The sequence below is a fragment of the Flaviramulus aquimarinus genome, assembly GCF_039543205.1.
In the GTDB taxonomy this organism is placed as follows: Bacteria; Bacteroidota; Bacteroidia; order Flavobacteriales; family Flavobacteriaceae; genus Flaviramulus_B; species Flaviramulus_B aquimarinus.
In genome coordinates, this window is the sequence record NZ_BAABJH010000006.1 from 225,255 (window position 1) to 245,329 (window position 20,075).

Genomic DNA, 20,075 nt, shown 5'->3' on the forward strand with positions numbered 1-20,075 from the left:
ACATGTAACCCCAAGCAAAGAAGCCCTCTTCTGTGCGCTAAAAGTAATTATTATGCAACACGAAATTATTACGGATGCTATATTGGTTAGCAACTATATTAAAGGCGATGAAAGAGCTTTAGAGACACTCATCATTAGGCACAAGCAAAAAATTTACAGTTTTATTTATTCTAAAGTATATGACAAAGATGTTGCAGAAGACATTTTTCAAGATACTTTTATAAAAGTTATTCGGACACTAAAACGTGGTGCTTATAATGAAGAAGGTAAGTTTTTGCCATGGGTTATGCGTATTTCGCATAATTTGGTAATTGATTTTTTTAGAAAAAATAATCGCATGCCTAAATTTGATAATACTGGTGAGTTTAGCATTTTTTCTGTACTTAGTGATAGTAGTTTAAATGCTGAAAAAACGATTATTAAAGAGCAGGTTGAAAATGATGTTAGACGATTGGTTGATGAACTTCCTGAAGATCAAAAAGAAGTACTATTAATGCGTATATATAAGGATATGAGTTTTAAAGAAATATCTGAAAGAACAGGTGTTAGCATAAATACTGCATTAGGAAGAATGCGCTATGCATTAATTAATTTGCGTAAGATAATAGATAAACACAACATAGTTTTAACAAACTAATGTTACCAGCTTTTGTATTAAGTGTACAATAAAGTGAGTTTTGCTACGTTATTGGTTTGAATAAACCCTATAAATGTATAAAATGGCAAAACTTTACTCTGAAAATTCTATTAAAAAATTAAACAAACTTGAACCGAAAGAAGAGACGGTTAATTTTCTTCTAAATTATTCAAAGGCTTTAAATGTTATAAGTTGTAATAATATGAAGTTTGAAGCACTTCTAAATTGAGTTTTCAAAAAGTCCTGATAAAATAAAAATTATCAGGACTTTTTATTTTTATAATAATCTTGAATCACAGATTGCCTCCCGATAGTTTTTGTAATAATATCTTTGTCTAAGTCCCAGCCTCTTGCTGGTGAATATTGACGTCCATACCAAATGATTTGTAAGTGTAACTCATTCCATAACTCTTTTGGAAACAATCGTTTGGCATCTTTCTCGGTTTGAACTACATTTTTACCATTGCTTAGATTCCAACGGTACATTAGCCTATGTATATGTGTATCAACTGGAAATGCGGGAACTCCAAAAGCTTGAGACATGACCACGCTTGCTGTTTTATGTCCTACGGCTGGAAGTTCTTCTAAAGCTTCAAAACTTTGAGGAACCAAACCATTATGTTTTTCAATAAGTATTTTTGATAACCCATGGATGCCTTTGCTTTTCATTGGGGATAATCCAACAGGCTTTATAATATCTCGAATATCTTCTATAGTAAGTTTAACCATGTCGTATGGATTATCGGCTTTATTGAATAATAATGGTGTTATTTTATTCACTCTTACATCTGTGCTTTGAGCAGACATTAATACAGCAATTAGTAAAGTATATGGATCTTTATGATCTAAAGGAATTGGAATTTCTGGGTAGAGTTTGTAAAGTTCATTAATAACAAAGTTAACCTTCTCTTTTTTAGTCATAAATTGTATTTTTGTTAAAAATCAAAGTTAATACTATGAACACATTAAAACAAGGTGATGCTGTCCCGAATTTTACGGCAAAAGATGAACAAGGAAATACTATTTCATTGAGCGATTATAAAGGAAAAAAATTAGTGGTTTTCTTTTATCCAAAAGCGAGTACTCCAGGATGTACCGTTGAAGCTTGTAATTTAAGAGATAATTATGAGGTCTTGCAAGACCAGGGTTATGAATTATTAGGTGTAAGTGCAGATTCTGCAAAGCGACAAGCTAATTTTAAAAATAAATATGAATTCCCTTTCCCGCTTTTAGCTGATGAAGATAAAACTGTAATTAATGCTTTTGGTGTATGGGGACCTAAAAAATTTATGGGTAAGGAATATGAAGGTATTCATAGAATGACTTTTTTGATTAACGAAAAAGGTGTCGTAGAACGTGTTATTGAAAAAGTAAAAACTAAAGATCACGCTGCCCAAATATTAGCATAAAAATTAAAAGCGGCTATTTCTATAAAATAGCCGCTTTTGTTTATAATAATAAAAATCGTTTATTTTCTTTTTCTACTTAAAGTTAAAGGTTTTCTGGTATAGCCAAATAGGCGGTAATCCTTGATTAGCTCTGCAGTTCCTTCTGGAACCATATCTTCCCAACCACGTTCACCATCAGAAATCATTTGTAATATTTGGCGAGAAAAAATGTTCATTATAGTTTCATCATAATCCGTTATATCAATAACCTTTCCATTGTATTTAAAGAATTTGTATAATTCTTTCATACGTGGATATACTTTTAAGTTTTCACTATTAATGAGTTCTCCGGTATTCGGATCGAGCATAGGGTATAAGTATACTTTTAAATCCTTAAAGAATAATTTCCCAAAGGCTTCAAGAATACCACCGCTTATATGACGATAATACTTCTCGTCAAAAATATCAATCAAATTGCTTACGCCCATAGCTAGCCCCATTCTGGCTTTAGTGTAATTAGAAAAGTATTCAACAACTTTAAAATATTCTTGGAAGTTGGAAATCATTACAGACTGCCCTAACGAGCAAAGCAAATCGGCTCTATCTATAAAATCTTGTTCGTCAATTTCACCTTCAGCCCTTAAATTAGATAAGGTAATTTCAAAAACGACTACCGTTTTATTAACATCAACCTTGTTTTCCTTGATAAACATTTCATATGATTTCTCATACATAGCCATATTTACTCTAGTTACAGGTCTAAAACTACCACGTAACGCTAAAATATTTTTCTTGTAAAACACTTTTGCTGGAAGTACATTTGTGCCATCAGGCCCAAACATTACGGCATCTGTCATGCCATTTTTAACCAATTGCAAGCTCATTAATCGGTTATCAATATCTTTAAAAACGGGACCCGAAAAATTTATGGTGTCAATTTCCAATCGATCTTTATCTAAATGATCATATAAATAACGTAACAATTTTTTAGGTTCATTATACTTGTAAAACGCACCGTAAATTAAGTTTGTCCCTAATATTCCAAGTGTTTCTTGTTGCAAACGTGCATCTGTTTCTTTAAAACGCAAATGCAAAATAATTTCGTTATAATCACCAGTGGCTTCTACTTGATATTTAATACCAACCCAACCATGGCCTTTAAATTGTTTGGCAAAATCTATGGTAGCAACGGTATTAGCGTAAGTAAAAAATATTTTATTTGGATTTTTTTCACGAGTTAATCTATTTTCCATGAGTTCCATTTCATGGGTAAGCATTTTTCGTAAACGTGCTTCTGTTACGTAACGGCCATCATCTTCCGCGCCATAAATAGCATCACTAAAATCTTTATCGTAAGCAGACATGGCTTTGGCAATGGTTCCAGAAGCACCACCAGCTCTGAAAAAATGACGACAAGTTTCTTGTCCAGCTCCAATTTCAGCAAATGTTCCGTAAATATTTGCATTAAGATTAATTTTCAGTGCCTTAGATTTTAACGATGGAATATCATCAAATTCTTTGTCTCCTTTTATGGTTATTTCCATATCAATTATAGGTTATTGCTAATATTCACAAAGGTATTAAATAAGTAAGGCAAAAAATAAAAATAAGCTTATTTTTGTGTGAAACTTTATTAAAAATTGAAAATTACTTTTCTTGGTACTGGCACATCACAAGGCATTCCGATTATAGGAAGCAAACACCCTGTATGTTTGAGTAAAAACCCAAAAGACAAGCGCTTACGGGTCTCTATTTTAGTAGAGTGGAGTGATTATACTTATGTTGTGGACTGTGGTCCGGATTTTAGATATCAAATGTTAAGAGCCAAGTGCGATAAAATTGATGGTATTGTGTTTACACACGAACATTCAGATCATGTTTTGGGCTTGGATGATATCAGACCTTTTTATTTTAGACAAGGGGATATTTCTATTTATGCCCACAAACGTGTTCTAAAAGCACTATACAAAAGGTTTGATTATATTTTTAGTACAGAAAACAAATATCCTGGAGCTCCAACGGTTATTACAAATCGCATTAAAAAGAAGCCTTTTATGCTGAACGATTTGGAAGTAGTCCCTATAAACGGAAAACATAACAAGCTACAAGTTTTTGGATATAGATTTAATGATTTTGCATATTTAACCGATATGAAAACCGTTAAGGACAAAGAAGTAAAAAAGTTAAAAGGCGTTAAGGTTTTGGTTGTGAATGCATTGCGTATAAAACCACATCAGTCGCATTTTAACCTAGAGGAAGCATTGCAATTTATTAACAAAGTAAACCCTGAAAAGGCTTATTTAACGCATATTAGTCATTTGTTAGGATTTCATAAGGACGTTGAAAAGTCGTTGCCTGAACATGTTTTTTTAGCCTATGATGGCTTGCGGTTAACCATTTAAAATTAAAGAAGATGAAGTCAAGAATTTTTATGTATTTATTTGTGTTTGCCATACTGCTAATATTGTTTCAATATGTAAATGCAAAGCGCGTATTTGAAGATATGGACAACAAATTAGTGGGCTATAAAGCACAATTGGAAAAATATAAAGATTCAGTAGTTGTTTTGCAAAATGATATCATTGAAGTGTCTCATTTTAATTTAGACAGAAACGAAGATGCTATTAGTTATTTTGAAGATGAAGGCTATAATATTGATGAACTGATTCCTTTTATTAAAGATGAGCTTTATAGGTTAAATGAAGTTAAAGGAGACCACCCCATAGTACCTTACGCCGCTAGTGAAGGCAGAAAGATGCTAATTAACACTGTAAAAATGTTAAACCATAAATGGATTATTGCTGATTTTTCGGATGGTGAGTATTGGGGAGAGATTTTTTTGACTTATGAAATCACTCAAGATAAACAACTCAAATTCAATCTAATAGAATATTTTTTGTACCCATTTGATTAGTCGTTATTTTACTCTATAAGCAATGCCTTTTTGTTTTTTTACCTCACCTACATAAGAGTATTCGTAAGTATATGAAGAATCTGTTGTTGTTAGGATTTTTAAATGAATATCCTTTTGTTCTGCCATATTCTTTGGATTGATGGTTTTAAAAATAACTTCGCAATTGTTTATCCATCTAAGCTGTGATGAATCTGTTTTGTTATTATAAACTTCAACCTGTAAATTTTTGCTTCTTTTAAAGGAAGACTTAAACAGTTGGTCGTTTATAACAACTTCACTAAAAAATTCACCAGTTTTATAATCTTTACAGTTTCGAGGGGTTTCATAACAACTAAATAGAAGGAAAAGTAGAAGAAGAACTAAAAATCGCATAGCATAAGTATTAAAAGGCAAAGCTAATAAAAGAATAGAGTTAATTCTCGAAATTTTTGAAACTTCCATCAGAATAAAAAACAACGATCCGTTCAATGGTTTTATCACTTTTTATATCAGATTTTAATTCATTGGTTGAAACAGAAGTTATTATTTCTTTTTCGATAGGCGGATAGGCTTTCTCAGATTTCTCTTTAGAAGGAAATTCTCCCTTGCCATTAAATAGCCAATAGAGATCAACCTCAGGAAAAGCAGAAAGTACTTTTAAAACAAAATCTAAACTTGGCTTATTTCTACCAGATAAAATATGAGAGATACTTGATCGCTGTACACCAATTTTTTCAGCGAAAGAGGAGGCGGATTCTCCATAATAATCCATCACTTTATGCAGTCGTTTTATAAAATTTTCAGTGTTTATCATTGTAAATTACATGTGTGGTCAACTCTGTTTTACAAATGTAACAATATAACTTAAAAAATGGAGTTTTATTATGTTTAAATTTATTTTTTATATAAACTATCACTTCACTTTTTAAAATTTAAATTACTAGTTATCAATTATTTGAATTTACAAAAAATCAAATCATATAGATTTTAAACTTAGAATAGAATGGGGTTAATAGTTTTGTGTATTATTGTAAACATATTGGCAACATGTCTTGTTTACATTTGTAAATTAGTAATTGTTTACATTTGTCATATAAATATATAAGTATGCAAGTTGAGTATATAAAATCATTGTTTTCAAAGTATAAAGAAACTGGTTTATCTGGTCGTTATATAACGAATAAAGACATAGAACCTTTGTTAAATAATTTAAATGAAAGCATTGTTATTGAAACTATTGGTAAGTCTGTTTTAGGGGATTCTATATATGGTTTAAAAATTGGTCATGGAAAAAAAAGAATCTTAATGTGGTCTCAAATGCACGGAAATGAATCTACTACTACTAAGTCCTTGTTTGATCTTTTAAATACATTATTAGATAAAGATGCAAAGCTGAAATACATTTTAGATGCGTGTACATTATATATCATCCCTATATTAAATCCAGATGGCGCCAAGGCTTATACCCGTATTAATGCCAATCAGGTTGATTTAAATAGAGATGCTCAAAATTTAACGCAACCAGAAAGCAAGGTTTTAAAATTTATTTTTGAATTGTTTAACCCACATTTTTGCTATAACCTTCATGGGCAACGTACTATTTTTAGTGCTGGAAACACTAATAAATTAGCAACGGTATCTTTTTTAGCACCTGCCCAAGATAAAGCCTGTACCGTAACGGCTAATAGAAAGATTGCTATGGATGTAATAAGTGTAATGAATACCGCTTTACAGGAAGTTATTCCAAATCAAGTTGGAGTATATGATGATGCTTTTAACTTAAATTGTGTTGGGGACACTTTTCAGAGTAACAACATACCAACCATTTTATTTGAAGCTGGGCATTACCCAAATGACTATGAACGAGAAAAAACACGGGAGCTAATTTATTTGTCATATATCACTTCGTTAGATTATATTTCTAAAACCAACACTATGGGTGAGAACTATGAATCTTACTTTAATATTCCAGAAAATGATAAGTGTTTTTTAGATATTATCATTAGAAATACTAAAATAAATGGTGATTTGGTTGATATTGGTATACAATATCAGGAAAAGCTGATTAAAGATAAAGTAAGATTTATTCCAAAAATCAACAAAATTGATAAAATGGATACATTTTTTGGACATCGGGAGATTGATGCTAAGGGATTTGAAGTATTTGATGATCATGGTCAATTATTGAAAATAGATAACGAAAACGTTTTCGTAATATTAAATAATGAGAAAATCTCATTATTACCGAAATAAAACGTACTATTTATGAGTTATTATTAATAAAAATGTATTAATTTTGCTTTTTATTTAAGAATAAATTAATTATGGGGAAAATTAAATTAGACGAAATCGATCATCAAATTCTTGATATGTTAATTGATAACACAAGAATTCCATTTACAGACATTGCTAAAAAATTATTAATCTCTGCAGGTACTGTTCATGTACGTGTTAAAAAAATGGAAGAATCTGGAATAATTAGAGGATCTTCATTAATGCTAGATTATAAAAAACTTGGATATTCATTCATAGCATATGTTGGAGTATACTTAAACAACACTTCCCAAACTAAGTTCGTTTTAGAACGCATAAATGAAATTCCTTATGTTACAGTAGCTCACATTACAACAGGAAAGTTTAATATTTTCTGTAAAATTAGAGCTAGAAGTACTGAGCATGCTAAAGAAGTTATCTTTTTATTAGATGCTATTGAAGGTGTTTACAGAACTGAGACCATGATTTCTTTAGAAGAAAGCATAAACGATAAAAAACGTTTAATGCATTCTATTTTTAATGATATGTAAATTTTATTTTATATAATATTTTTAAAAAGACCCTTAATTTAAGGGTTTTTTTATGGACAATATGTTGTAAACATGACTCTTATCTAATTTTTAGCGTTTTAAATGGTATTTTTTTTAAATTAGCAACGTACCATAAGTGATATTGTATTATGGTTAAATCTGTCACCGCTCAAATCTTAATTCAAAAATGAAATTACTTTACATAGTTAATCAAATAAATGGAACGACAGGACAAGAGAGAATTATAGCTTTAAAATCCAATTATTTTATAAAACACTATGGCTATGAAGTCACTATATTAACTTTAGACGAAGTTGAGGATACTCCGTTTTTTGAATTAAGCGAAGCTATTAAGATTCATAATATCCCAAAGCTTAGCAATAGTATATCACATCATTTTTCTAGATTCAAAAAAATAAACGAGATATTGAAAGCCGAAGCACCTTCAGTTGTTATTGTTTGTATTGATAATATATTTGGATTGTATCTCCCCATTTTTCTAAAAAAGAATTTCCAATTGATTTATGAACGTCATAATTCAAAACGTGTCAATTATACCCAAAATGCTACATCTATAAAGGACAAAATCATTAACATAGGAAAAAAGTTGTTGTTGAAAGGAGGTCGACGGTATGATACTTTAGTGCTGTTGTCTGATGACCATATAAAAGAATGGAAAAATTTAAAAAACCTGACTGTAATAAGCAATCCTTTAATCTTTTATCCAGATGAGCATGCTAAATTAGAAAACAAGAAAGTGTTGGCTGTTGGTAGACATACACATCAAAAAGGATTTGACATGCTTTTAAAAAGTTGGAAAGAAGTTGTAAAAACTTACAAGGACTGGACATTAGAAATTTATGGTAAAAAAGATGAGACTCTAAGTATGTTATCATTAGCAAAAGACTATGGCATATTAGACTATATAAATTTCCATGATCCTGTTTCAAACATTATGGATGTATATATGGAATCCTCAATTTATGCCCTTTCATCAAGGTTTGAAGGGTTTCCTTTAGTTCTTATAGAAACTATGGCTTGCGGTGTTCCTGCGGTAGCCTTTAATTGCCCTTGTGGAGTTCAAGAACTAATTACTCATAGAGAAGATGGTATTCTCGTTAATATTGATGATACAGACTCTTTTGCAAAATCATTAATTAATTTAATGGAAAACCCGCAAAAACGAAAAAAAATGGGACATCAAGCTCGAGAAAGTATTCTAAGACTATCTCCAGATAATATATTCCCAAAATGGAAAAACCTTTTTGAAACATTGTTAAGTAAATGAAACCACAAAATGTATTAAGCTACTTACTATGGATTTTGCTTTTTAGTATCCTGTTTATATATATAAAATAATGCGCTTATCTTGACTTTCTATGATATTTAATTCATTAGAGTTTTTTATATTTCTATTTATAGTATTTATACTGTATTGGGGGCTTTTAAAAAAAAACCTTAAAACCCAAAATATCCTGATTTTAATATCAAGCTATGTTTTTTATAGTTGGTGGGATTGGCGATTCCTCTCATTAATTCTACTAAGTACTGTAGTCGATTATTTTGTTGGCTTAAATATTCATGCTAATAGTAAACAATCAAAACGAAAACAATGGCTATGGGTTAGTGTGTTTTTTAATGTTGGTCTTTTAGGATTTTTTAAATATTATAATTTTTTTGTCGATTCGTGGATTGATATGTTTTCCATGATGGGCTATACTTTAAAAAGTACATGGACGCTAAAAGTTATTCTTCCAGTTGGAATTTCATTTTATACGTTTCAGACCATGTCATATTCGTTTGATATTTATTATAAAAAACTAAAACCAACAAAAGATTTTTTATCCTTTGCCACATTTGTAAGTTTCTTTCCGCAATTAGTTGCTGGTCCGATTGAGCGTGCTTCTAATTTATTACACCAAATCCAAAACAAAAGAATATTTAATTATAATCAATCCGTTAGCGGCATAAAGCTTATTTTATGGGGTTTGTTTAAAAAAATAGTTATTGCAGATTCACTAGGCCTTATAGTCGACGATGTTTTTGCTAATTATCATACATACCCAGCATCGACACTAGTTTTAGGTATTGTTTTTTTTAGTTTTCAGATTTATGGCGATTTTAGTGGTTATTCAGACATAGCGATTGGCACGGCTAAACTTTTTGGAATAGAATTAATGTCTAATTTTAAATTTCCTATTTTCTCAAGAAATGTTGCAGAATATTGGCAACGTTGGCATGTGTCGCTTTCAACTTGGTTTAGACATTATATTTATATTCCGTTAGGTGGTTCTAGGGTTAGCAAGTTAAAATCTGTTAGGAATATTATAATTGTTTTTTTAATTAGCGGGTTTTGGCATGGTGCTAATTGGACCTTTATTTTTTGGGGAGCATTTCATGCATTGGTATTTATCCCCGTGTTTTTAATGGGAAGGAATACAATTTATAAAAATAGTGTAGTGGGTGAAAACTCATTTTTCCCAACATTAACAGAAATAGGGCAGGTGCTACTTACATTTATAATAGTTACATTTTCTAGAATATTTTTCAGGTCTAATTCCATTACAGATGCATTTGCTTTTATAGAACGTTTATTTTCTAATTCCTCATATGACGTTTACCAGCATCCAATGGGTTATAGAATGATTGATTATTATATCCTTATAATATTATTTGTTTTGTATGAATACCGTATTAGAAAAGATGAACGTTCCCCTTTTAAATTTAAATCCAAAGTCGTTAGATTTATTGCTTATACAGTTGTAGTTTTGGGAATGCTTTTATTTTATGATAGCAATATGGACCGATCATTTATATATTTTCAATTCTAATTACAAGTTAAATATATATTATTTTAGTTTTAAATCTTAAAAATAGCAAACATCCATTTAATGAATAATAACTTAGAGGTCATAACTTTAACAAAAAAAAATCTCAAAGAAGCCATTCATCAAAATAAGTATTGGGGCAATACATATGAAGCGCCTTTTTCTAAAAACAAGGCAAAATGGATGATTGAAAACAATCGTGCGCAAGATGATGATATATTGGCTGTTCTAGGTTATGAAAACCATGCCATTGTAGCGTTTGTATCTTTAGTTCCAGATTGGGTCAAAACCAAAAATGATGGTGTAAAAAACATATTTTGGAGTCAAAGATGGTGGGCAAAAGATGCCTATAAAGACACCATTCTTCCTACATATGCTAAAAGTATATCGCTTAAAGAATCTAATAACCAAGTGCTCATAAAGTTTTTAGGCGATAATACTAAAGCCTATTATGAAAAGCAACCTTTTACTAAATTTTCTGAAAGAAAACGCTATATCATCATTTTTAGTTTAGATTACGATATTCTGATTTACAAAAAGAAAAGCCTTAAAAAAATAGCGACTCTATTGAAAGTTCTTGATAGAATCTCACACAAAATGATTTCATCAATTAACACATTAAAGAATAAACAAAAAACTAGAAATTTAGAATTTGCGTATGTATCTTCCATAGACAAAAACACTTGGCATTTTATTGAAAAACAGTGTTACCATGATATCATACCAAAAACACAAGACTATATTAATTGGCAAATAAGTAATAAACAGTATCATGTTGTAAATGATGAAGCGAATAAGCCAAATAATACTTGTTTATTATCTAGTATAGCTAATAACATATATAATTTAAATTTTCTGGTAAAGAAAGAAAGAAAAACGATTGGTTTTATATCAGGATTTGTTTCAGGAAATAGATTTATAGTAAGGTATTTTTGCGCCAATGACAACCATTTTGATGACTGTGTAGATGCATTGATTAAAAATTTTATAAAAACAAAATGCACCCTACTTCAAACCGAAAATAGTATTTTAGGGGAACGCATAAATAATAGATACTTGGCTGTATATACTGATGCTAAGCAGCTGTTCTCTCTTGTTCATAATGATGTTGGTGAGTCTTTTAAAAATGTAGTTGTGAATGATCAAGACGGTAACTTTTTCTAATTTAGTGGTCTTATGAACTTGATTAATAGCTTATACAACGCTTTTGTACAAAACAAAGAAAAGCATGTTTTTTGTATAAATGATGTCTTTTATACTTATGAAAATTTATTAGCGTGTATTATAAAAACCAGAAAAATTATAGCTGATCATATTGCTGATAATGAATCCTTTATAGGCTTGGTGACTAACAATGATTTAGAAACCTATGCTACGATTTTTTCGATATGGATGGAGGGAAAAGCATATATTCCAGTAAACCCTACTGCTCCAATAAGTAGAAATGAGGCTATTTTTAAGGCCATAGATGTACACTATGTTTTTGATTCTTCACAAAAAACAGATTTTACGTCATTCAAAGTATTAAATATAAACCATTTTGAAAATACTACTCAGTCATTATCATTATTCGAACCTGTTAAGTTTGATGACAAAAGTATAGCCTATGTCTTATTTACTAGTGGTAGCACTGGAAACCCTAAGGGTGTTCCTATAAGTTTTAAAAATTTAAATGCACTTTTTAACGAACTTGATATTGACGATGAGTACAAGCTTAAATCTTCCGATAGGTGTTTACAAATGTATGATTTAACATTCGATGCTTCATTAACAGCACTTTTGCCTACACTTTTAGTTGGTGCTTGTGCATATACAGTGCCATCAAATGTCATAAAATATTTATATGTATTTAAGTTGTTGGTAAAGCACAAGCTAACCGTGTTAAAAATGGTGCCATCAATAATTTATTATTTAAGACCATATTTTCCGGAAATTAATGCAACATCGGTTAGGTATTGTGTTTTTGGAGGTGAAAAATTATATAAGGACATAGTTGATGAATGGGTTAAATGCATACCAAATAGTAAAGTTCTGAACCATTATGGGCCAACCGAGTTTACAGTTTGTAGTGGCTACTATAATTATAAAATAGCTGATAGTAATAAATCCCATAATGGTGTGTTGTCAATAGGGAAACCTTTTAAAAATGTAGATTACCTTATATTGGATGGTAATAATAACGTCCTTCCTGATGATAATGTAGAAGGGGAGTTGTGTTTAGCAGGTAATCAACTTACTCAAGGGTATTGGAAAAATGATAAATTGAATGCATCTTCATTTTTTATAAATAAAACGGATTTAGACGTTGCAAAGCGATTTTATAAAACTGGAGATTTATGTTATCGAGATGAAGATGGTTTTTATATGTATGTTGGAAGAAAAGATTTTCAGGTAAAGATTGGAGGGTATAGAGTAGAGTTAGGGGAAATAGAATACCATGCTAGAAATCATGCATCTACAAATGCTTTGAATTTAGTTGTAATTGATGTTAAGAATTCTAGTAATAATGACGAGCTTGTTTTAGTAATAGAAAGTAGTAAATTTGACACCACAGATTTATTGGTTTATATGAATGAAAAATTAGCAGAATATATGGTGCCCAATAAAGTGTTTTTTTTAGATAAGTTTCCGTATAATAGCAACGGGAAACTAGATAGAAAAAAACTAAAAGAATTAATAGGATAAAATACAGGTATGAATAAAAATGATATGTTAGCTGATATAAAAACATCATTTGTAAAAATATTAGAGCATGATAATTTTGAGCTAAATGAAACAACAACAGCAAAAGATGTAGATGGGTGGGAATCTATTACACATTTGCTTATTATTAATGAAGTAGAAAAATCCTTTAACATTAAATTTAAGCTTATGGACTTAATGTCTATGGAAAATGTTGGCGATTTAATGGCTATTATTGAAAAAGAATTAGCAGCTTAAGTAAGCCACCCCCATCTTTATTTAACGCCTTTAAACCATCTATTGTATAAGTAAAACCACAATGTTGGATGATAGTATAGTTTATTGTTTATAGATTCTTTGCTATTAATTTTGGTTTTCATATTATCAGATTGAATATCCTTTATAGCTTTTTTTAACAATGGCAATGCTTTGGCTAATTGCAGATAGGTATAGGTCATAAAATTATCTTTAGCCGTTATGGTATCCGTTATAGTATCTTGGTAAAGGATATTTCCCGTATCAATGCCCTCATCTACTAAATGTACCGTTACACCACAGTTATTATTGTCTTTGTTTATTAAAGCCCAATAGGCACCGTGTAAACCTCTGTATAAAGGTGTCATTCCTGAATGAATATTAATAAATTTAGCATCAATACTCTCTAACGTTTTTTTTGATAGAATTCTGGTGGTAACAATAATAACAATATCTGGGTTTAGTTTTTTAAGAAGCGCTCGTCCTGCATCAGAATTTATAGAAGGGACTTCATTCGTTTTTTTGGCTTCAAAAGGCGATTCCTTTATATTATTTCGGTCTAAAATATCTTGAAACCTTCTTTTTGATGTGATATTTATATATGAAACTGCAAAAAGTCTAAATAACAATTGCCCTAAAACATGAATAATCCCAAGTTTTTTAATCCTTCGTTTTAATAATTTTGATGTAGGTTCACCCTTGTCTATAATAATACTTTCAATATTAAATTCAGCTTTTAAATTTTCATATACCATTTTTGGGTAGTACCAATCACCAACTATCATTATTATTTTCTTTTCCATGCAGCTTTAATAAAGTAAATTATAGAATTATTTTTTTGCTTTTATAAAATCGGCTACGACGTTAGCTATAATAGTTCTTCCATGATTATTCCAATGCAAGTCGTAAATTAGAGTAGGAGGCTCTTTTGAATTTTCAAAAGGTAGGGCAAAGTCAATAATTGGATATCCATTTTCTCTACAATACTCTAAAAAAAGGGGACTGCTCGTTTTAGAATTTAATAAAAAAGCCATTTTATTTTTATCAAAACCAAAAGTATTAATTAAGCTTTTAAAATTCTCTAATTTTTTTAAGTCTTTATCTCTTTCTTCGGATTCACTTACTGATTTTGGTTTTTCCTTAATAATATTAATAGCCATATCTTTAATAGGATCTACAATTCCAATAGCAGAGGCATAAGCCAGTAGTTTAAACTCATCTCTGATTTTAAACAAAGGTGATTTTAGTAGTTTTATTCTTTGATAATTGGGTGTATAAGCAGAATTATCTAAATCATTGTTGTACTTTATATAAAATATGATGTGATCAATAGCCTTAAAATGTTCTTGATAAGCTTGAATTAAATACAATTGGTTTGCTAAATCATAGCCTGCATATCCATATTCGTAGACTTCTACATTTTTTAATAAACCTTCAATCTTTTTACCTATTGAATTAGAATAATTCTGGTGCATACCTTCTATAAAAGAATCTCCAACTAAAGCTATTTCTGTTTTATCATCAGATGGTTGGAAATCTCGATAAGAATTAAAACCAAAACTGTTTATATGATATTCAGAATAATTTTGTCTTCTATTGCCTGTTACGGCAAATCCTGTTTGGTTTGGTAAGCTTTTTTCGACGTCATAGGCATCAATATAACGTATTGGAACATCTTTATATAAGTGAAAAACACGAACTACAAGCTCTAAAGCAATTATTATAAAGAATATATATAGTGTACATTTTATAAAAAGCTTTTTCATAAACTCTATTTCATGAATTTAATTTGCTGAGCACTAGAATCACTCGAAATCACATACGTATCTTCTTGATTTTTAAGCTTAAAAACATTAATATCGAGATAAGACTTAATATTTAAGTATAGAAAATTGTTAACGTGTTTTATTAAAAAATTATAATTGGTATCCTTTTTAATATCTATTTTTACTAAATCTTTAAAATCGGATAAGTTATTAAGATTAGTTGTTTTAGCGTTTAAGTTTTGTGTATTAGCTTGCTTCTTGTTTTTAAGAAAATATGTGAATTTATGAAACTTAACATCTAAACCCTTTTTTCGCATATAAGCTTTTAATTCAAAAAAAGCATAATAAGCAAACCCAATACTTTTTGATACTATAGAATTAATATCGTAAATAATGTGATATTCAAAATTGTATTCAAGGGTGGACATTCGTTTCTTATAATCAAAATACCCTTTAGAAAAATCTAGTGTTTGTACTTGGTTATCAAAACACCAACTAATTAATTTTAAGTTGTTTACATAGCCCATGTTAAATTTTGAATAATCAACATCAAAAACAGTTATGGCATCTATTAGCGTGTTTTCAGTATGGTAATTATATGTAATAGCTATTGGGACTTGATTGTCATAAACAACAAAAAGAGATGCTTTTTTTTCTAAAATTAAAGGGTAAGCAACTTCTTTGTAAAAATTCCATTCGGAAGGTTCTAAGTTGTTATATGAAATTTGCTTATCAGAAAACTTTTTTTGTAGAAGTTCCAAAAATGAATCAAATAAGTCATCATATTGTTTTTTATCAATATCTCCAAAAAACATTTTTGTAGATATATCAAAACATGTATCTAAGCGCTTATTAAATTTGCGCATTTTCATTCTGGTATTCTTACTAAACGTATTTAACAGATAATCATCAATACTTTTAAACTTGTTTAAATGTATTAAGAAACCTGGGTATTGAACTGATTTTAGAATTTTTAAATTTTTTGGTAAGTTATGTACTGTCTGCTCTGTGTCTGTTAAAACATCATAAATTACAAAGGTTTTATTTTCAAAATCTTTGTGGTTATGTATTTTATAATAATTTCCTTTTGTTAAGTTTTTGCCAATATTAAAAAATAGAGCGGGTAATTTACTTTTATAAAATGAAGTACCTTCAATAAACTGAAATCTTTTTATTTGTTTATTTTTAAAAAAATGTTTCTTCCAAATTTCTTGAAAGGTATTTGCATTAAAGGGACTGTTTTTTGTTTTCATTTAAAATTAATAAATGATTGAAATTTAATACGCTTTTTTACAAATGACATGTAGATGGCCAACTTTATCTTTTGGCATTAATTGACTCTCGATTTCAATAATTGAAAAGCCTGAATTTCTAAGCGTTTTAATAATTCTATCTTCTTTAAACCAAATATTTTGTGGCTGGTTTGCATTCAAGAACTTCCAATTAAATTTATTTCCAATTTTTAGCCAAGGTAATTTATATTTATTGGTTTTTTCATTTCTAAAAATCCTAAATAGGTTAACTAAGCAACTTAATATAGGATTATAAAATTTAACGTTCCAATTAAGAAAAGAAAATAAGTATGTACTATCATTTTTGCCAATTCTATAGGCTTCTTTTAGGCTTTGAGTCATTAAATCTTCATTCATAAAGCATAAAACTTGTTGCAAATAGATTAGATAATCAAATTCATTATCGTTATAATCAATAAGATTAGCGGTATCTGCAACTCTAAAATTTATTGAAGAATTAATTTTTTTTTTCTTTTCATTACAGAACTTAATCATATTTTCTACATAATCAAAAGCGTCAAGGGTAGTAAAGCCAAATTTTTCGACTTCGAAAATAATTCTACCGCCACCTGTGCCAGCCTCTAAAACCTTTCCTTTTTTATTGAGTAGATATTTTTTTATTAAATAATCTTCAATTGGCAATAACTCTTTTTTTTCAGACCAAACTTTAAATAATATATCTGAATAGAGTACTTTGTTTAAGTCTTTATGTTGCATAATTATTACTGCTATTTAGCTATAAGCTACTCATTTAAACGATACAAAGGGAAAAAAGAGGATTCTTTATCATGAACTTTGTTTTTCTTGCATAGAGCCTCGTATATTTCTTTATTTGTAATAAGTTTCCAAACAAAAAATGGATGATATTCATCTGAAAATGACGATTTGAATCGAAATAAGGAATCATTTTCATTGGCTCCTAAACCGCCGCCAAGATTAAAATTTTTATAACCTTCTTTGGTCGCTTTTATTCTCATTTGGTCTATAAGGAATTTTGTTCCATTTAAATGTAAAAACTTTTCGTCAGAACCAGATAAATGGTATTGTACCATAGTGTTTGTTTTTATAAACATACAACTAGATACTACTTTTTTTGTTTCATTATCAATAGCAAGTAAGACCTCGGTTTTAAAATCTTTAGAAGAATTAAAACTTTCAAAATAGTCATCACTAAAAAAATAAAGGTCTTTGGCATTTATGCGCTTCATATTTTCGTAATATAAAGTTTTGAATTTTTGAAAATCTTCTTTAGTTTCAGCAATCTTTAATGTTAAAAGCCTATTAGCTTTGTTTACATGGGTTTTTAATCGTCTTTGATAGTCCCTTTTTTGTATTTCTAATGGTTTTGATATATTGATATTGACTATTTTTCCTAAATAAGATAACTTTCCAAAATAAGAAGATTCACCTAAATTTGAAAAAAGAATATTCTGAAATGTTAAATACGGGTTTAGCCTTACAAAAACACTAACAATCTTCTTTTTATTAAAAAAATCAAGTAGGGTTTGCTCGTAATTTGATGTATTGAAATTTAAAGGTGTTTTACTGCCTATAGGTCCAGAATACCCATAAACTGATATGGCATCATAAAAATCAGAGCCATTTATCTTTCTTATCAATAAGGGCAAGCCAATAAAGATGTCGTTATTGGTATATTTAATTAAAACAGCTTTATCTGATTCTGATTTTGAAATTTGATGATAATCGTAAGTGTGATAAAAACCGTAGTCATCTACACTTTGTAAAAATTCATTCCATTCCTTCTTTTCTGTTAGAATTTCTATTTTCACTAATTCATTTTTACTGTTAATCATTTAATACTTTAATTAAAGTTAATAGAAACATATAAACTTTAGTTAAAGAACCTTTGTTCTGCACCAATACTTTTAATTAGTCTATCATATTTAGAAAAAATAATATTTTCTTTATAATTATTGTATTGAGACAAATTTGTATGCCCATTAAGCCATGCTATGTATATGGCTGCAATATTTATTCCTGATTCATGAGAAAACGGGTATCCTCCACCAAATCTAGGATTAAGTTCTAGAACATATGGTTTGTCTTTTACTAGAAATACATCGCAATCTAAATTACCAATATGTTTTAAGGCTTGACTTAGTTTTTTTCCCAATGCTTCAAATTGGGTGTTTATAATTGATTTTGCTCTATCGGTTTCTCCAGAGCGCATAATTAATTTTTCTTTAGTAAAACTGCCATAATAGTTACCATCAAAATCATTAAGGATATCCATTCCATATTCAATACCGTCAAGTTTTTCTTGAATTAAAATGGTTTGTTCTACACCTTCTAAGGTGCTTTTATTTGATACGTTTTTTTTAAGATTAATGACCAGAAGTTTATACGTAAGTTTTAATTCTTCAATGGATTCTGGATAATTAATATCAATAGAGCTGCTTCCCCAACGAGGTTTTAAAACCAATGGAAACTCTAGCTTTTTATCTTCAATATCATTTATTGCCTTATTTAGATCAATATATGTTTTTGGCGTATTGAACTTTGATTTTTTTAAGAAATTAAATGTTTCCCATTTATCAAAACATGTATCAATTATTGACGGGCAGGATATGATTGCTTTTGCTCCATTGCGCTCAAATAAACCCTTATTATCTGCTATTATCGGTAATTCTAAATCATTTAATGAAATGATGGCCGTAACGGCGTTTTCCTTTACAATCTTTATTAATGTAGAAATATAGTTTTTATCATAGATACTGGGAACTACAAAGGATAAATCAGCATCCATAAGAGCTGGCGCATGCATTTGCTCGTCGACAGCTATAACATTACCTTGACCATTTAAAGCTTTCTTAAAATAGTTTACAAGATAGTTTCTTCTTCCTGCACATGTAAAAAGTATGTTCTGCATCATAGGTTTATTAAGAATTCTGATGGCTAGATTTTCTTAATTCTTCCAAATCTAACATATTCGGGTCATATAATGTATTATCGTATACGAATACTTTTCTAATAGTTTTAAAAAATATGGAAATGTCTGTTAAAAATGATAAATTATTAACATATTCGATGTCCTTTGCTAGTTTATCATCCCAACTTAACAAATTTCTACCTGAAATTTGAGCTAAGCCTGTTACGCCAGGTCTTATAGAATGCCTTATTTTTTCTTCGGGAGTATAATAGGGTAGGTAATGTACTCTTAAAGGTCTTGGTCCAATTAGGCTCATATCACCTTTTATGATATTAATTAACTGAGGTATTTCATCAAGTGATGTCTTTCTTATAAATGAGCCAAACTTGGTAACTCTATCAGCATCTGGCAACAATTTTCCATTGCTGTCTTTTTTATCGGTCATTGATTTAAATTTTATGATGCTGAAAATTTTTTCGTTTTTCCCAGGACGCTTTTGATAAAAAAATGGATTTCCTTTATTAATAAAAAGTAATATTAAATACACTATTAATACTATTGGGGAAAGCATAATTAACCCTGTAAACGCCAAAAAGAAATCAATAATTCTTTTAAAAAAATTCTTATACATTTTTCTTCA

22 protein-coding genes are annotated in these 20,075 nt (G+C 29.4%); 11 read left to right on the forward strand and 11 right to left on the reverse strand.

Annotation, left to right across the window (positions count from 1 at the left end):
- Nucleotides 1-52: 52 nt before the first annotated feature.
- Nucleotides 53-637 carry an RNA polymerase sigma factor gene (locus tag ABD941_RS12490; RefSeq protein WP_345274474.1) on the forward strand — a complete coding sequence of 195 codons (585 nt, stop codon included), beginning with the start codon at nt 53-55 and terminating at the stop codon, nt 635-637.
- Between the two features lie 261 nt (nt 638-898).
- On the opposite strand, the gene ABD941_RS12495 is transcribed toward ABD941_RS12490, so the two are convergent.
- Nucleotides 899-1,558: an endonuclease III domain-containing protein gene (locus ABD941_RS12495; protein WP_345274475.1), complete on the reverse strand. Its 660-nt coding sequence runs from the start codon at nt 1,556-1,558 to the stop codon at nt 899-901.
- 35 nt (nt 1,559-1,593) lie between these two features.
- Between ABD941_RS12495 and bcp the strand changes: the two genes are divergently transcribed.
- On the forward strand, nt 1,594-2,046 hold the full coding sequence (bcp, locus tag ABD941_RS12500) for a thioredoxin-dependent thiol peroxidase (protein ID WP_345274476.1): 453 nt from the start codon (nt 1,594-1,596) through the stop codon (nt 2,044-2,046).
- A gap of 59 nt (nt 2,047-2,105) precedes the next feature.
- On the opposite strand, the gene ABD941_RS12505 is transcribed toward bcp, so the two are convergent.
- Nucleotides 2,106-3,569, reverse strand: a complete 1,464-nt coding sequence (locus tag ABD941_RS12505) for a TonB-dependent receptor (protein WP_345274477.1) — start codon at nt 3,567-3,569, stop codon at nt 2,106-2,108.
- A gap of 96 nt (nt 3,570-3,665) precedes the next feature.
- Between ABD941_RS12505 and ABD941_RS12510 the strand changes: the two genes are divergently transcribed.
- Nucleotides 3,666-4,427: an MBL fold metallo-hydrolase gene (locus ABD941_RS12510; RefSeq protein WP_345274478.1), complete on the forward strand. Its 762-nt coding sequence runs from the start codon at nt 3,666-3,668 to the stop codon at nt 4,425-4,427.
- 11 nt (nt 4,428-4,438) lie between these two features.
- Nucleotides 4,439-4,939, forward strand: coding sequence for a hydrolase (locus tag ABD941_RS12515; RefSeq protein WP_345274479.1), 501 nt, complete (start codon nt 4,439-4,441; stop codon nt 4,937-4,939).
- A 3-nt stretch (nt 4,940-4,942) separates the two neighbouring features.
- Here the strand turns inward: ABD941_RS12515 and ABD941_RS12520 are convergent, their stop codons facing one another.
- Together ABD941_RS12520 and ABD941_RS12525 are read right to left on the reverse strand one after the other, a co-directional pair.
- Nucleotides 4,943-5,311, reverse strand: coding sequence for a DNA topoisomerase IV (locus ABD941_RS12520; RefSeq protein ID WP_345274480.1), 369 nt, complete (start codon nt 5,309-5,311; stop codon nt 4,943-4,945).
- A gap of 40 nt (nt 5,312-5,351) precedes the next feature.
- On the reverse strand, nt 5,352-5,732 hold the full coding sequence (locus ABD941_RS12525) for a helix-turn-helix domain-containing protein (protein ID WP_345274481.1): 381 nt from the start codon (nt 5,730-5,732) through the stop codon (nt 5,352-5,354).
- Between the two features lie 293 nt (nt 5,733-6,025).
- Here ABD941_RS12525 and ABD941_RS12530 point away from each other — a divergent pair, with 293 nt between their 5' ends.
- From ABD941_RS12530 to ABD941_RS12560, 7 genes are all read left to right on the forward strand, one after another.
- Nucleotides 6,026-7,171, forward strand: coding sequence for a M14 family metallopeptidase (locus ABD941_RS12530; RefSeq protein ID WP_345274482.1), 1,146 nt, complete (start codon nt 6,026-6,028; stop codon nt 7,169-7,171).
- Nucleotides 7,172-7,242: 71 nt separating this feature from the next.
- Nucleotides 7,243-7,722: an Lrp/AsnC family transcriptional regulator gene (locus ABD941_RS12535; RefSeq protein ID WP_345274483.1), complete on the forward strand. Its 480-nt coding sequence runs from the start codon at nt 7,243-7,245 to the stop codon at nt 7,720-7,722.
- Nucleotides 7,723-7,909: 187 nt separating this feature from the next.
- On the forward strand, nt 7,910-9,010 hold the full coding sequence (locus ABD941_RS12540; RefSeq protein WP_345274484.1) for a glycosyltransferase family 4 protein: 1,101 nt from the start codon (nt 7,910-7,912) through the stop codon (nt 9,008-9,010).
- Nucleotides 9,011-9,101: 91 nt separating this feature from the next.
- Entirely contained in the window at nt 9,102-10,553 is a 1,452-nt protein-coding gene (locus ABD941_RS12545) for an MBOAT family O-acyltransferase (protein WP_345274485.1), read from the forward strand.
- Between the two features lie 60 nt (nt 10,554-10,613).
- Entirely contained in the window at nt 10,614-11,714 is a 1,101-nt protein-coding gene (locus ABD941_RS12550) for a hypothetical protein (protein WP_345274486.1), read from the forward strand.
- A 12-nt stretch (nt 11,715-11,726) separates the two neighbouring features.
- Nucleotides 11,727-13,235 (forward strand): AMP-binding protein, encoded by a 1,509-nt coding sequence (locus ABD941_RS12555; protein ID WP_345274487.1) that lies wholly within the window; start codon nt 11,727-11,729, stop codon nt 13,233-13,235.
- 9 nt (nt 13,236-13,244) lie between these two features.
- Complete coding sequence (locus ABD941_RS12560) at nt 13,245-13,490, forward strand: acyl carrier protein (protein ID WP_345274488.1); 246 nt, start codon at nt 13,245-13,247, stop codon at nt 13,488-13,490.
- A 17-nt stretch (nt 13,491-13,507) separates the two neighbouring features.
- Here the strand turns inward: ABD941_RS12560 and ABD941_RS12565 are convergent, their stop codons facing one another.
- From ABD941_RS12565 to ABD941_RS12595, 7 genes are read right to left on the reverse strand one after another with little or no spacing between them, the layout of a single operon-like run.
- The gene (locus tag ABD941_RS12565; RefSeq protein WP_345274489.1) at nt 13,508-14,290 is read right to left on the reverse strand and encodes a formyl transferase; all 783 of its coding nucleotides are present in this window, start codon (nt 14,288-14,290) and stop codon (nt 13,508-13,510) included.
- A 27-nt stretch (nt 14,291-14,317) separates the two neighbouring features.
- A complete protein-coding gene (locus ABD941_RS12570) occupies nt 14,318-15,253 on the reverse strand; it encodes a hypothetical protein (RefSeq protein WP_345274490.1) in 936 nt (311 codons plus the stop codon).
- A gap of 5 nt (nt 15,254-15,258) precedes the next feature.
- Nucleotides 15,259-16,506 carry a GNAT family N-acetyltransferase gene (locus tag ABD941_RS12575; RefSeq protein ID WP_345274491.1) on the reverse strand — a complete coding sequence of 416 codons (1,248 nt, stop codon included), beginning with the start codon at nt 16,504-16,506 and terminating at the stop codon, nt 15,259-15,261.
- Between the two features lie 24 nt (nt 16,507-16,530).
- Entirely contained in the window at nt 16,531-17,262 is a 732-nt protein-coding gene (locus tag ABD941_RS12580; RefSeq protein WP_345274492.1) for a class I SAM-dependent methyltransferase, read from the reverse strand.
- Between the two features lie 26 nt (nt 17,263-17,288).
- The gene (locus ABD941_RS12585) at nt 17,289-18,359 is read right to left on the reverse strand and encodes a peptidoglycan bridge formation glycyltransferase FemA/FemB family protein (protein WP_345274493.1); all 1,071 of its coding nucleotides are present in this window, start codon (nt 18,357-18,359) and stop codon (nt 17,289-17,291) included.
- 38 nt (nt 18,360-18,397) lie between these two features.
- The gene (locus tag ABD941_RS12590) at nt 18,398-19,438 is read right to left on the reverse strand and encodes an ATP-grasp domain-containing protein (RefSeq protein ID WP_345274494.1); all 1,041 of its coding nucleotides are present in this window, start codon (nt 19,436-19,438) and stop codon (nt 18,398-18,400) included.
- Between the two features lie 7 nt (nt 19,439-19,445).
- Complete coding sequence (locus ABD941_RS12595; RefSeq protein ID WP_345274495.1) at nt 19,446-20,066, reverse strand: sugar transferase; 621 nt, start codon at nt 20,064-20,066, stop codon at nt 19,446-19,448.
- Between the last annotated feature and the right edge of the window lie 9 nt (nt 20,067-20,075).